This window comes from Paenibacillus sp. SYP-B3998, assembly GCF_010820665.1.
Lineage (GTDB): Bacteria > Bacillota > Bacilli > Paenibacillales > NBRC-103111 > Paenibacillus_E.
In genome coordinates this window covers 1,049,812-1,064,389 of sequence record NZ_JAAIKC010000001.1, presented here as the reverse complement: position 1 = coordinate 1,064,389, position 14,578 = coordinate 1,049,812, and the positions used below count along the sequence as shown (strand labels likewise).

Here is a 14,578-nt window from a genome sequence, read left to right as displayed (position 1 = left end):
CCCATGCATCAAGTTTGTATTCGCCGCTTGCTGCTTAAGCTGGTCTGCTTTTTACTATTGACTTTTTTGCTGCAAGCCCCCTTATTTCTGAACATCGCCAAAGCGAATAGCTCCAACCCAAGGGAGATAGAAACGGCCAGCACCAATCAGCTCCGGCTTGTCGTTAAAGCCTCTCCTCGATCTGCGTATCAAACGGAGGAGCTATTTAACAATAAAAAGATCGTTCGGGAACTTAAAAAGAACAACTTAAGATCACCTTATGAGGAACCTGTGCCCCCTGACACAGCGCTTTCTTTTGAGGAGAACGGCCATAATTATCATTTTGGCGTTACTGCCAAAGGAGAGGTCATCAATCTTTCGCAGAAAATAATAGTAGACCTTCCCACCTATGTTCGGGAGGTGCTGGTTGAGCATGTAAGGGCGCTTCGAGCCAAACATTACGGGGAAATCCTTCCATGGGAGCAGGCGAGCGAGGCGCTGCCCAAATACAGTAAATTCACCATCACCGACTTGGAGAGCGGTCTCAGCTTCGAGGGCCAGCGCCGCGCAGGTTCCAGTCACGCGGATGTCCAGCCCCTAACCAAGCAGGACTCGGCAACGCTTAAAACAATTTACGACGGCGCTTGGAGCTGGGATCGCAAAGCCGTCCTTGTTAAGCTTAATGGCCGCACGCTCGCCGGCTCCATGCACGGCATGCCGCATGGAGGTGACGGCATTCCTGGAAATGACTTCAATGGTCATTTCTGCATCCATTTCTTAGGGAGCGTGACGCACGGCTCCCGCTCCGCTGATCCCGCGCACCAAGTCATGGTGTACAAGGCAGCGGGCTTGCTGACCGAGTATATCAGCAAATTGAACCCTTGGCAGCTGATCGATGTGTGGATCAGTGGAGCAAATCAAGGTGACCTGCAGTTGCTACAGGTCACCACAGGCCAAGAACAGGCTGTGCATATGCGGACAATGCGCAGACTGTCTAAGTTCCCTGAGCTGGACACGTCCAAGCTCCTGCAGCTCGATGCCGCGGTCGACGTCTCGGCTACGCCGGAAGGATCGAACTCGACTCGAACAAGGAGGGTTCTTTTCCACCTTGCACGAGTCTCTTCAGATACGCGTTGGTACATTCGCAGTGCTATCATTCAATAACAAAAGGCGCTTATCTCTGTTTTCTAAGAGATTGCGCCTTTTGTTTATTTCACTGTAATTCGTAAATAATTATTGCTCGGGTTGACCAGAAGCCGTGCGCAGCACGTTTGCCAAGCGGTGAAATTCTGCTCTGGCTGCTGCAGATTGAGTAGCGTCATAAGCAGCAGCGAGAAACGAGATGATTTTGTTTGCATCCGTTGCAAAGAGTAGTGGGGTCTCTGGAAGGTCAGCGGTATTCCATAAACCTTCATTTCCATAGGACTCATCATAATCTATGCCGACGCCATGAATCGTAACATCGTTAAGATATTGGTATACATGTAGAAACGTTGACTTATTTCCACGACTCCACGCATACGTTTGCCAAAATCGAGAGCATGCGCCGGCTGCACGAACAGCTTCAACTACAGAATAGGAACCATAAACGCCTGTTGTATAGCCTGGTGTAGCTTCACTAGCCGCTTTCATGTAGTCAATAACTGTTGACAATTGACTGCTAGTTGCGTCAAAATCAACAGCGAAATAAATACAGCTCCCGCTTGGTTGTCCAACTGTTTTCGCCACCTGTAGTGCGATGTCTCCGTCAGCGAGTCCTGCACTTCTTCCTCCCAACGCGCGACTAGCGGTCGTTTCAAAGACAGATAATATGTTCAAGCCGGCTGAGGATATCGTATTCGCTTCTGATTTTGTTAACGCCTTAGCACCGCCAGGGACAAGATACCTAGCTACAAACTCGTATCCATCTTTAGCAAAAGCTGCTGCTGTCTGTATTGTTAAAGGCGTTGAGCAATCGAAACCTTTCGTCATATTCAATCACCCTTTTCCTAATAGTTTCATATAGGATATGCATTCAAAGTAATTCCTGCTACGAAACATTTGTCCAGTACGATCAAACTGCTCTCTCCGTCCTACTACAGCGGAAAATAAATAAAAACTCTTGCTATGCAAGAGTTTCCATGTATGGGCCCAGAGGGACTCGAACCCCCGACCAATCGGTTATGAGCCGACCGCTCTAACCAACTGAGCTATAGGCCCAAATCTAAAATTTGGTTGCGGGGGCAGGATTTGAACCTGCGGCCTTCGGGTTATGAGCCCGACGAGCTACCGAGCTGCTCCACCCCGCGTCATTGGTTTGCTGATTACAGCGACAAAAATAAATATACACCAAAAGCGATCGCAAAGTCAAGCATTAATTTCATGGCAGCTCAGGAATAATTAGGTGTTGTAGCGGACTCCGAAACGACCTTTTTTAGATTTATACACCTCTACTTCTTGCGGACATTCGTAACCATAAATCCACCAATCTTCTTCCATTCGTTTCGCCAAACAACCCGCTTGGAATTTGGAGTCATATAGTCTTGCCCAATAGATCCAATGCATGTTATTCACTCCGTTTATCAGTCTTCAATATTCCTATCATATCCAAAAAACATGTGGCTTATGAAGGTAATATAATTTTCATATTCCACGGTTTTAGAAAAAGCAGGAAAGCGGTATAATAAATACAACTATGTACGGCCTGCAAACTTTTCCTCATGCAATGACTACCTTATGCTTAAATACCCAGCTTTCTTAAAGAAAGCTCATAGGAGGAATTCAAATGAACTGTGGAATTGCCATATTTCCATCCAAACAAGTACAAGATGCTGCAAACAGTTACAGAAAACGGTATGACCCTCACTATAACTTCATCCAGCCCCACCTCACTATTCGGGAAGCCGAAGTGTGGGATGAGCAAAAGCTCGCTTCAGCTGTTGATCATTTGGAGCAAATGACGCGGGCTATCGCTCCTTTTGACATTGATTTCAACCGGTTTTCTTCTTTTTATCCTGTGAACAATGTCATTTATTTAGCACTTGCGGACACGAATGCCATGCTAAAGCTGTACCAAACACTCTGTAAGGATGAATTAGCTGAAAAAGACAAACCCTACACTTTCAACCCACATCTCACAATTGGCCAAAAATTAGGTGACGATGAGCTTCATGATGTTTTAGCCAGTCTGAAAACAACGGCTATCGATTATCGTTCTAGAGTTGACCGGATTCACCTTCTGTATCAAACTGAAAATGGTGCTTGGACTGTCTATCAAACTTTCCTCTTCAGAGGATAAAAAATAAGCCACAAGATCTGCTCTTATTGAGCATTTCCTTGCGGCTTTTCTTTTCTTTGCTATTGCTTGAAGGTAGTCAATAAGCGCTTCACGGTTTCTCCGGATTCTCCTGTAAAAGTCTCGAACACTTTCACGGTAAGTGGAAAATCAAGCTGCTCTGAATTAGCATTTAGTGAAATCGCACTCGTTCCATTATATATGCGGCCTTCTCCTGATAACGCTATTGTCGAGTTTCCGACAAGTTTGCCTGCAGTATCAAACAATTCGAACAAAAGTTTATTGTTGAATGCATCTACCGTTACCTGTTTATCTTGCGTAATGTCTAAGTCCAACTTCAACCTATAATTATATGCCATATTCCCTTGTTGGTAAAGAGCACTTAGTGACCAATTATTAATCTTCACATCATATGGGTATACCTTTAAGTTATTGTTGATTACATCATTTTTTTGCACTGGTACTTTTGCGGTAGCGAGAAGCGATTTATAGCTGATATCTCCACTTGCTTGTTTGCTATAGAGATTCATCTTCAAGCCTTCACCTGTTTCAGAGGAAGGCAAGGCATAAGCATAACTCACAACGTATGACGCCTTTGGCACGACGCTAAACGCTGTTTTTGCCTGTCTGCTGCCTGCATAAGCATAACCATCTTTGCTAACAAGTTCTGTTTGAATTGCGGGAATTGGAATTGGTCTGTCACTGTTATTTGTTAACTTAAATTTAGCAACTGCTGTGTTAAAGCCGTCATCTTCATTCTTGGTTATGTGCAGTTCTTCAAGCGAAACATCAACATTTGTTGGCACGAACTTATTCGTGGAATCCAATTTCACCGGTGTGCCTAATTTATAATCTGGAGCAGGAATTACCCCTAGAGTTGCCGCCCCTGTAGGAAGTAGAATGTTCAAACGCCCTACACGGTAGGTATCTTCCCCAGTAGCTGTTGCGAACTTCTCAGGTGTAACAACATTCAAGCTCGAGAATTCTGTATCCAGGTCAGATGGGATCACGATGTGAATGTACTTCTTCTCACCTGGATCAAGTGTTACAGTTGTCTCAGCACGGTTGCCTGAATATACTTTACTCTCAGTCTTCCCGTCAATTCCGAAACCTGGCACTGTTTGACGTTCAGATGTTGGATTTACAGCTTGAATTTGCACAACCGTAGATACCCCTGTAGCAGTAATTTCCTTATGGATATCTACTGGGGAAAACTGGATAGGGGAGCGAAGTGACGGCAAAGTAAAAGCTTCGCCCCACTTTAAAATAGCTGTTTGTTTCGTAATTTTGCTTTCGCTTCCATTCCATACTGAGCTGGCGTCTAACGGAAGGGTAAGCAATGTTGTTTCTTTCTTCGGATAAACTTCCAAATTCACATCAACAAAGCTTAAATCTGATAGAACGACATTGTCACTCCGATCAACCGTGGACAAATAGCTTAGTTCTTGTTGGCTCTTAGGTTGAACTGACTTCGGATTCTTAGCGCTTGGCTGCAGCGTATACGTGATGCCATCAGCCATATGAACACGCAGTTCATACTCTGGTACACGCGTAACTTTACCACTCATATTTTTTATTCGAATGACAGCACCTAACTTGGTTGCATCAGAGTCATGTTCATTCAGTAAGCTCTTGATTTCTACCTCAATAGCATCTGAGAGTTTGTAACTCGCACTCATGTTCGCTCCACTATTTACAATTTTTTCGTTATTTGGAGCTTCGGAAGCCAAGGCTGGAAAAGCCGCTGTACTCAGAAGTGCAGCTGATAGTGCGATGGTGGCTAACGTTTTTTTCATAGTGTTATTCACGTGGTTCTCCTCCTAAGCGTTTTTCCTCTAGAAAAACGATCTTCGTAAACATATATTCTTAGTTCGATGTTTTCACTTTATCTTGATCTTTCAATTGATGTTGGCCAGAAACGATAAGATTCTCGCCTTCTTTGACACCAGTAATAATTTCTTGACTCGTTTCATTGAGACGTCCTAGTTCCACTTTACGCTTCTCTACCGTATCACCGTTCAAAATGTAAACGAAGGAATCTCCGCCCTCACGAACAATACTTAGACTTGGTACGACTGGAACAATCTGCTCATCTTCTTTCGTCAATTCAACCTGAGCCTTAGAGCCAGGCTTCAGCTTACCATCCGGGTTCTCAACTTCAAGCTCCAAATCGTAAGCCTTTGTTTGCCCGTTGATGACATCGGATAAGTAATTTACTTTGGCAGTAGCTTTGTTCGCTGTGCCTGGAATATAGAAAGTTAGCTCTGTCTTGCCTCGAACAAGATTCGCAGCCGAATCCGTAAGTTGAGATTTAATTTTGACAGGATTCGTCTGTTGAACTTCTCCCACTCTTCCACCAGGAGATAACGTTTGCCCGACTACGACATTAAGATCTGTAAGAATCCCAGAAGCTGGGGCTTTGACTTCTAAATTACTAAGGGATCTTTCGATATTCCTGCTGTTTACCTGTGCAGTTTCAACAGCAGTTTCAGCTGAAGTAAGTGAGTTTGTCTCTTGTAATGCTTTAAGCTTTCTACGCGCGCTATCCAATTCCTTCTTAGCATTGTTTAAAGTTGTCTCTGCTTGCTCCAATTGAGTTTTCGTTGCTAGCCCTTGATCATAATCATTGTGTGCTTTGTTATAGGCTTTCTCCAAGTCATTTACTGCTGTTTCCGCCTTGGAAACGCCATCCTTCGTATCTGCTATTACATTTGATGTACTTTGTTTGGCGGAAGAAAGCCCCTCCTGCGCACCTTTCAAGTTTACATTATTTAAGTCTTTTTGTATAAGCGCGTCCGTTGGATCCAATCGGAACAGTACTTCACCCTTTTCCACCTTGTCTCCGCGCTTCTTAACAATTTCAACAACTTCACCGCTAGCTTTCGGCACTATGTCCAATTGTACGGAAGATACAACGTCTCCAACTTGTTCTATGGGATCACCAATTTTTAGCTTTGCGACTTTAACTGCTTTTACCGTCTTCACCTGCTGCTCGGCTGTGGCTGGTTTGCTGGATGGGCTTGCTGCTGGTGTTGAAGAACATCCAACGGCGATCGCCGCGCTCAGCGCGACGATACCGAATAATTTAGTGCTTTGTTTGATCGTAAACAACTGACGTTTCATATTCGATTTCTCCTTTTCCCTCTTAAGCTTCATGCGCTGCAGGCGCTGTTTGATCCGATTGGATAGAATCCGATTTCCCTTTTCTCTTGAACCATTTCCGTTCCCTACGACTGAAGATGACCTCATAAATAATAGGTACGATAAGAAGTGTAAGCAGCGTCGATGTAGTCAGACCGCCAATAACGACTACTGCCAACCCCTTCGAGATAATCGTTCCTTTGGAAAGTCCAAGCCCTAGTGGCAAGAGTGCGATAATGGTTGCTCCCGCAGTCATAATAATCGGGCGAAGTCTTGTCATACCAGCTTCAATCAGCGCATCTCTAACCGCATAATTTTGTTCTCTCAGTTGTTGAACACGGTCTATCAAAACAATGGCGTTCGTAACAACGATACCAATCAACATAAGGAACCCAATAAGTGAAGTCACGTTAAGCGACTCCCCGGTAAGCAACAGGCCCAAGAGCCCTCCGATTGCAGCCAAAGGCAAGGAGAACAAAATAGCGAACGGTGCTCTGGCATTACCAAAAGCTAGAACCATTACAAGATAAACGATAAAGATAGAAGCTCCCATAGCCATAAACATTTCCATAAAACTTTTGTTAATGTCATCGGAAACCCCCTTCACTTCACGGCTAACTCCTGAAGGCAGTTCAATTTTTGCAAGCTCTGCGGATACTTTCGCACTCACTCCGCCTTTGTCCGCATTATCAATTTTGGCTGTTACATTCAGCACTTGCTCTTGACCTTCTCGGCTAATCCCGATTGGCGCATCAATTTGACGTATTTTGGCAACCTCGTTTAATTGAATGTTTTGCCCTGCCGGAGTTTGAATGAGGAAGTTCCCCATTTTATCTACCGAGTTTTTGTATATGGGATTCAGAAGAACCTTTGTTTCATAAGTAATATTATCGAATTTGAGGTCGCCTAGCTTTTCTTCAGCGATCCAATTATTTACCGTTTGGAGAATTTGAGCCGTTGTTAAACTATATAATCTTGCTTTATTCTGATCAACAGTAATTTCAACTTCTGTTTTAGAATCACTTAAGCTGTCTTTAATGTCGATAAGCTCAGGAAACTCTTTCATTTTCTCTTTAATGGTTTCTGCCGCTTTCTTGAGATAAAGCAGATCGTCTCCTTTTAAGGAATATAAGAAGTCGGAACTTCCACCACCATCTCCACCAAAGCTAATCAGTTGCAAATTAACATCCGATCCTTGCGGTAATAGTTTCATAATTTCTTCTTTATAAATTTTCAGCGCTTCTTTGGCATTTGTAGCTGCACTTACTTCCGTAAACATAGATGTCCGATAAGATTGCTTATCGCTACTGAAATTATAACCTACTAGAGACTCATTGTATTTAAATACTGGCTGTCCTGTTTGGTCTTTGAACGTCTTAAGCATCGCTTCAATTTCTTTGGATTTTTCGTTCATCATATCTAATGAAGTTTCAAGAGGCATCTTCACCTGGATTAGTACCTGTTTATCGCTATCACTAGCAGGCATAAATGACATTGCAAGATGCGGAACAATAAGAACGAAAGATAAAACGAACAGCAGTGCAGCGCTAAGCAGTGTTTTGACACGATTATTCAGCGACCAAATCAGTGCTTTTTTGTAACGAAGTCCCACTTTACCGACATGATTCTCATCATGCTGATGAATCTTTTTACTTTTCAGCACCATGAGCTTGGCGAGCATCGGAATGACCGTCAACGCTACAAGTAATGATGACATTAACGCGCAGACAAGCGTAAGGGCAAATGGACGGAATACTTCCCCAACGACACCACTTACTAAAGCAATAGGCGCGAACACAGCAACAGTTGTAATTGTAGAAGAAGTAATCGCTGACGATACTTGCTGTGTAGCCAGTCTAATCACAGATTCATTGCGCTCCTGAGCCTTTTGCAACTGACTATAAATATTCTCGATAACGACGATGCTATCATCGACAACCCGCCCTACCGCAATGGCCAACCCCCCTAATGTCATAATATTAAGGGATATTCCAAGTGGAGCCATCAACAATAACGTAACGAGAATAGAAAGTGGAATCGAAACAAGGACAATAAACGTCATTCGAATATTGCGTAAAAACAGCAAAATCATTAAGGATGCGAGTACAGCACCTAATCCACCTTCTTGCACCATTCCGTGTACCGATTCCTTAATCGATGTCGCGCCATTAAGGACTACATGGAACTTCACCCCAGGCAGCGACTCTTCCCAGCCCTTCATCAACTTGTCGGCGTTATCCGCGAATTCAACCGCGTTAGCCACTTTAGTCTTATATAAAAGGACGCCGATGGCTGGTTTATCATCCAATCTGGCAATAAAAGTAGATTCACTGATGGCCTCTACTTTAGCCACTTGCTTCAGCAAGAGCGTATCGCCTTTTTTCGTTGTCATTTTTAAATTATCCAAATTATAAATCGTATCAAATTCACCTTTAACGCGAACCATTTGTGAATTCCCATTAAAGTCCACACTGCCTGCAGGGCTCGATACGAGAGAGGCCTTAATCATCCCAGATACGTCAGCTGGTGTTAGACCATAGTTATTGATGGCTGCCGCATCCAATTTAATGCTTAGAACCGCTTCTTGGTTACCAACGGAATCAACATGGTCAATCCCCTTTAATCCATTAAAACCAGGTAAAATAGTATCCTTATAAATCTTATCCAGCTCAGTCTGATTCATCCCGTTTTCACCGTAAACAGCCATATAATACACAGGCTGTGAAGCGAAACCAGCTGTTAACACCTTTGGTTTCTCAGCACCTTGTGGAAGTTTGACGTTGGCAACCAAACTTTCAACATCTTTCTTTACATCTTCCGGTTTTTTATTTTGCTCTAACTCCAAAATAATTTGAGAATAATTATCCTGTGAGCTTGATGTTAAGTTTTTCAACCCAGACAAGCCAGCAACCGCTTTTTCAATCGGTTTTGTAATCTCGTCCAGTACATCCTTAGGAGGAGCCTTATAGGTTGTACTTACAATAACGACCGGAAAGGTAATATCCGGCATGCTTTCTACTTTCAATGTGGTAGTTGAATAGGAGCCTCCTACCAGTAACAACAGCATAATAATAAAAATAGCTGCCACATTTTTCATTGAAAAATCAGTTAACTTAATCATTCTCACTTCTCCCCTATCACCAGCTTTGTTTCCAGAAAACCACTTGCGAATTTCTATTTCCATCATAAACGGTAAATATTAACAAAAGATAAACAGGTGTTGAAATTTTTATATTTTTTTCTCTTTCATTCAGAAGTTCCTCCCTTTCCTATCCACACTCCTCTCTAGCAGTTAAACATGTTATACGTATGTTCCCAGATGAAGATCAAAATATTCCCAATTTCCTAACATGGCTTCATTATATACGCACCGCTCCGCAAAAACAGGTGAATTAAGTCATATCTCAAGTCATATATTCAGTCATACAATTCACCAACCCGTTATGACTTCATGTGACTTCACGCCAAAAAAGCGAAGGCTTAGCGCCTCCGCTTACGTAGATTGAATAATAGAAATTAGTCCGAAAGAACAAACCAGTCAGCTTTCTGTGAAGCAATTAATTTTCTTTGACCTTGAAACTCATCATACACACTGAGCGTGAATTGCTTTAAAAATTGTGTTTTGTAAATTAAACCAGGGTCTGAAAGAGTGATCTTGAAATTTTCATGTTTCCCGAGTCGTATCTTAGAATCTTCATCAGCATTTGATTCTCCATTGATAACATCAAAATCTTTGAAATCGAATTTTTTCTCAAAACTCTTCACACCGCCCCCATCTTCAAAAACGAGCAGCAGATTATGACCTTCCGTATTAATCTCAGTAAGCTTTTCCTTCGTTAACTCATAATTGAATTTTAGAGTAAAGGTGCCGTCCGCAATCGCGGTCCCGATTCTATTAATATTAATTGTATATGGAAACAATTCCACATTAGAAAGCTTCGTCTTCACCTCTTTTTTCTCTTCGGGCAGCCAAAATGCTACTGGATTGACATAGGAGTCTGCGACAGTCTTTTCGCCCTCTGTCAATTTTCCATCCGTTACCGCTTCGCCAAGGAGAAGGTTCATATTCGCAGTTGAATATCCTTTTGGAACCGAGGCCCACACGTTTAATAGCCCTTTACCCGTAGGACTAATTTTATTTTTCACTTCAGCAATCGTTGCTGGAAAAATCGTTCCATCCGAAGAACGGAAATTGGCGACCAATTTATTCACATTGGTGAATCGTTTCTCCAGATTCGTCGCTTCTACCATAGTCGAGTACATGATATTTGTTTTGTCCTCATACGTAGACACGTTACGTACAACAAATTTCGTTTTGCGACCAACATCATTTGAAGTGTAAGATTCACCCATGCCGATAAATGGAATTGCTTGAAGCTCAGCTTGTGTTGAGAATTCAAGCACGTCAGTAACAGCTGCGCTGCCTGTTTCGGTTCCCGTCGCAGGCTTTTCTCCTTCTTTCTCCTGCAGGACAAGCTTGATATGTGAGAATTCATACGTATAAGGCACTTTGCCAGCAAGCTGCAAATTGACATTTGTTCCTGCGCCCAATCCAATTACTTTAGAAGTCTGAACGAGCTTAGCATCAATTTTCACCGCATCATCCAAAAGGAAATAACCGGATAAATTAGGTATTGGAAGGGATTGTTCCCCTTTGTTGCTAAGTGTCAAATCAGCAGTTAAAATATCCTTATCTTCCCAAGGTAGCCTGTGAAGTGCATTCAGTTGCGTCGTATACACGCCAGATTTGCTCGTGAACGTGTATTCTTTACCTACCGATCCTCCATCTCCTTGTGTAACAGCAGGTAATTGGAACGCAGCAACCGCAACGTTCAGCTTAAGATCAGTTATCGTCTCAGCAAGCGTTAGCTGCCAATTGTTCGCAGCTACCGATACGGGAATTGACCCGGAAAGTTGAATTTCTTTGGTCTCTTTAGGATTAATTTTCAAATCCTTGACCCCTTTTGCTTCCAGTGGATACAGCAGCCCTTCCGATGTGCGAATAGAGAACAAATAGGACGGAACGGTTACAGTATGACTTCCGACATTCTCTAAGGTCAAATAGACTGTTGGTACATAATATTTCTCATTCTTATTATTTAAAAATTTCTTAATGGAGGCTTTCACATCATTTCCACCAATGGAAATGACCGAAGTACCGTCTGCCGGTGTTACGTCGGTATAAGAATCCGGCACGGCAACTTCGCCGAGCACCCGCTCGAAGTTAGGCTGACTAAAGTCCCATTTAATAAATTGGACAACAAGGTCTTGTAGATTCGTAGTGCTGTTTACCGTTGAGTAAAACGTCATGTCTGTGGTAGAACCGGGAGCAACCCGGTTCTTATCTTTATCTGCAGGAAGTAAGCGTGCTGAGAACTGATTACCTGACTTGCTTTTCAATCTAACCCAGTAATCAATAAACTGAAGCTCGCTGCTGCCCTCATTATGTATAGTAATTGTGAAGGTAGCCAGCTTCCCGCTTTGATCAGGCAAAACATGAATTTGCTTCAACTCAAAATAACTACTCTTCGTTATTGACACGGTTCCCACCGTAGAAGAGATCGAAGCAGCACTATTGTCTGCCATAACGGGTGTTACGACACCTAACGTAAGTGTTGCGGATAAAGCAATGGCAGCTAATCGTGTAGATCGAAACTTGATGTTCATTTCCCTTGATGACCTCCTTGAGTTTTGCTCATGCAAAACTTACTTCAATTTAACATGCAAACATTTGCAAGAAATCCTGAGTCCATTGCTTAACTATTTGCTTTTCGTCCTTTTTATCCACCGATACCGTTCATTGGCACTGGCTGAATCGGGGTATTCGGGTTATCTTTCATTTGTTTCAGCATCGTATCTCCTTGTGTCTGCCATTCTTTGAGCGCTTCACGAGCTGTCTTTTTACCTTTCAAGACCTCATCAAATTGTTGACGACCAATATCCTGAACTTGACCAATGTATGGTTTTTCTCGGTAGATTTTGGAATTGTTTTCCGTAGGAACCGGCGTTACATTATAAAAAGCTTCCATATGGAATTCTTGCCCATCTTTAGGTTTCAAATATTTGGATCGCGAAACCAAGTTATACGTACTGTGAGACTTTAACTTAGCCCAATCATCGCTATTAATAAATTTAATGAATTTCCAGGCATCCTCAGGGTTTTGCGCTTTGGCATTAATACCCATCATTCCGTTCATATAAATAGCACCGCCGACACCTTTTGCTTCTGGATGAGAAGGGATTGTGACAACATCCCATTCAATCGGGGTAAACCCTTTGTAACTGGCGGCATTTTTGTTCGCACTCGTTAATTGCTGAAGCTGGCCGTAGTTGATGATGCTCATCGCAAGACGACCTGACATAAAGTCATCATAACTAAATGGATTTTGCTGGTCCATTTGTCGATTCATCGACTTTTGCGGGTCATTGAGCTCCGGGAATACATTCTCTTTCTGCATTTGTGCCATTTTGGCCCATACTTTTTCCCACTGATCCGTATCTACAGTCATTTTCTCCCCTGCATCGTCAAACATTTTCAGTTGAAGCGGAGAAGTATAAGTATTCATACTATAAAATAATTCGCCCTGTGATTGCGTAGAGAATGAGAAGCCGCCCACTTTATTTTCACCTTCGCTTTTCTTCACACGCTTAGCCAGATCGAATATTTCATCCCATGTCATACTATCTTTAGGAAAATCGGCTCCAGCATCCGTAAACATCTTCTTATTATAGATAAGGGCTGAGGAACTGAACGTAGGAGCTAGAGCGTACAATTTACCGCCTCCAGCATTTTTAATCCCATCGATTACCGCTGGAACTATACCCGCTGTATCGAATTTATCCTTGGTAATCTTTGAATCAAGCTGTGTCAGTAAGTTGCTTTCAATCATGTCCGGGAGCTGTTCAAAATCAACCATAACCACATCAGGAGGATTATCACTCTGCATTAATTCTTTGAGCTTCTCCATGGGGTCAGGCATCTTTTCACCTGGCTGAGGTCCGCTATAGCGATATTTATCATCCATTGTCGGGATGATTTCGATTTTGACATTCGGATTAGCAAACTCAAAAATTTCCGTAAATTGTTGTCGGAAATATTCATCGTCAGAGCCATAACCATAGGTAGTCGCGATTTTCAGCACGCGTTCTTTTTTATCATCCGTTTTCTCCCCTTTACTGCAGGCTACGGCAAGCGGAGCCACCATGCATAAGGTAAGAGATACAGCAAGCATTTTACGATTCAATAGTTTCATTTAGATTTTCCTCCAACTATTTGTGAATGTCTATCCTTTTCTTCGTCTTTATTCAATATTTTAGGAGCTTTAATCATAATCGTTTCACCATCGAATTCCATGGTAGCTTTTCCATTGATTTGCAAGGCAGACAAGTATTCCTTGGGCACCTGCAAACGTCCTGCACGATCCAGCACCACATATTCTTCATGTGCTTGCGTGGGCAGTCCTGCTTGCGAAGAATCCGTTCCATCCCAAGAAGCGATTGAAGGATTGCGAGCAATAAACTCCGAACTGGTCATTCCGTCTCGAATGGCCACGACGCGTCCCACTTTACTGGCTATGGACAAATCGTGCGTGACAATAACAATGGTTACACCCAACTCCTTATTCAGACGCTGAAAAATGGAAAGAATCATATCCGCTGTCTTCGTATCAACAGAACCTGTCGGTTCATCCGCGAGCAGCAATCGCGGACGGTTAGAGAGAGAGATGGCAATTGCCACCCGTTGCTGCTCCCCTCCGGACAGCTCTTGCAGCTTATTGTTCATCCGATGTCCGAGACCGACCCACTCGAGTAATTGCTTCGCATACTCGCGATCATACTTACCGCTAAGCATCATAGGCATTTCTACATTTTCCAGTGCGGTTAAGTATGAGATCAAATTCCGCGCATTATTTTGCCAGATGAATCCGACTGTATTGCGCTTATACTCAACGAGCTGCTTATCCGTTATTTTGAGAAGGTCCCAATCACCAACCTTTACTTGGCCAGCGGACGGTCGATCAAGTCCCCCCAGAGTGTTCAGCAACGTGGATTTACCGCTCCCGCTATTCCCAATTATAGCCATTAGCTCACCAGGTTCAATATGAATGTTAAGCCCTTGCAGAGCAACAACCTCGATATCGTCGGTTTTGTAGATTTTGACCAAACCTTCGCATGTAATCATGG

The 14,578-nt window shown here is 43.0% G+C and carries 10 protein-coding genes and 2 tRNA genes; 2 read left to right on the top strand and 10 right to left on the bottom strand.

Going from position 1 to position 14,578, the window contains the following annotated elements; translation table 11 throughout:
- Nucleotides 1-3 precede the first annotated feature (3 nt).
- A complete protein-coding gene (locus GK047_RS04710) occupies nt 4-1,143 on the top strand; it encodes a hypothetical protein (protein ID WP_163941877.1) in 1,140 nt (379 codons plus the stop codon).
- A gap of 69 nt (nt 1,144-1,212) precedes the next feature.
- On the opposite strand, the gene GK047_RS04705 is transcribed toward GK047_RS04710, so the two are convergent.
- The 4 genes from GK047_RS04705 to GK047_RS29150 form a co-directional block, all read right to left on the bottom strand.
- Complete coding sequence (locus GK047_RS04705) at nt 1,213-1,950, bottom strand: DUF1906 domain-containing protein (protein WP_163941874.1); 738 nt, start codon at nt 1,948-1,950, stop codon at nt 1,213-1,215.
- A 154-nt stretch (nt 1,951-2,104) separates the two neighbouring features.
- A tRNA-Ile gene (locus GK047_RS04700) sits at nt 2,105-2,178 on the bottom strand.
- A 12-nt stretch (nt 2,179-2,190) separates the two neighbouring features.
- Nucleotides 2,191-2,267: transfer RNA gene (locus GK047_RS04695), tRNA-Met, on the bottom strand.
- Nucleotides 2,268-2,358: 91 nt separating this feature from the next.
- Nucleotides 2,359-2,523: a hypothetical protein gene (locus GK047_RS29150; RefSeq protein WP_205516275.1), complete on the bottom strand. Its 165-nt coding sequence runs from the start codon at nt 2,521-2,523 to the stop codon at nt 2,359-2,361.
- A 220-nt stretch (nt 2,524-2,743) separates the two neighbouring features.
- Between GK047_RS29150 and GK047_RS04690 the strand changes: the two genes are divergently transcribed.
- Complete coding sequence (locus GK047_RS04690; RefSeq protein WP_163941871.1) at nt 2,744-3,256, top strand: 2'-5' RNA ligase family protein; 513 nt, start codon at nt 2,744-2,746, stop codon at nt 3,254-3,256.
- 59 nt (nt 3,257-3,315) lie between these two features.
- Here the strand turns inward: GK047_RS04690 and GK047_RS04685 are convergent, their stop codons facing one another.
- From GK047_RS04685 to GK047_RS04660, 6 genes are all read right to left on the bottom strand, one after another.
- On the bottom strand, nt 3,316-5,061 hold the full coding sequence (locus GK047_RS04685) for a hypothetical protein (protein WP_163941867.1): 1,746 nt from the start codon (nt 5,059-5,061) through the stop codon (nt 3,316-3,318).
- 58 nt (nt 5,062-5,119) lie between these two features.
- On the bottom strand, nt 5,120-6,376 hold the full coding sequence (locus GK047_RS04680) for an efflux RND transporter periplasmic adaptor subunit (protein WP_163941865.1): 1,257 nt from the start codon (nt 6,374-6,376) through the stop codon (nt 5,120-5,122).
- 22 nt (nt 6,377-6,398) lie between these two features.
- Nucleotides 6,399-9,515: an efflux RND transporter permease subunit gene (locus GK047_RS04675; RefSeq protein WP_163941863.1), complete on the bottom strand. Its 3,117-nt coding sequence runs from the start codon at nt 9,513-9,515 to the stop codon at nt 6,399-6,401.
- 395 nt (nt 9,516-9,910) lie between these two features.
- Nucleotides 9,911-12,061 (bottom strand): hypothetical protein, encoded by a 2,151-nt coding sequence (locus tag GK047_RS04670; protein ID WP_163941861.1) that lies wholly within the window; start codon nt 12,059-12,061, stop codon nt 9,911-9,913.
- 113 nt (nt 12,062-12,174) lie between these two features.
- Nucleotides 12,175-13,647: an ABC transporter substrate-binding protein gene (locus GK047_RS04665; protein ID WP_163941859.1), complete on the bottom strand. Its 1,473-nt coding sequence runs from the start codon at nt 13,645-13,647 to the stop codon at nt 12,175-12,177.
- Nucleotides 13,644-14,576, bottom strand: coding sequence for an ABC transporter ATP-binding protein (locus tag GK047_RS04660; protein WP_163941857.1), 933 nt, complete (start codon nt 14,574-14,576; stop codon nt 13,644-13,646). Before GK047_RS04660 ends, GK047_RS04665 begins: the two co-directional genes overlap by 4 nt.
- Between the last annotated feature and the right edge of the window lie 2 nt (nt 14,577-14,578).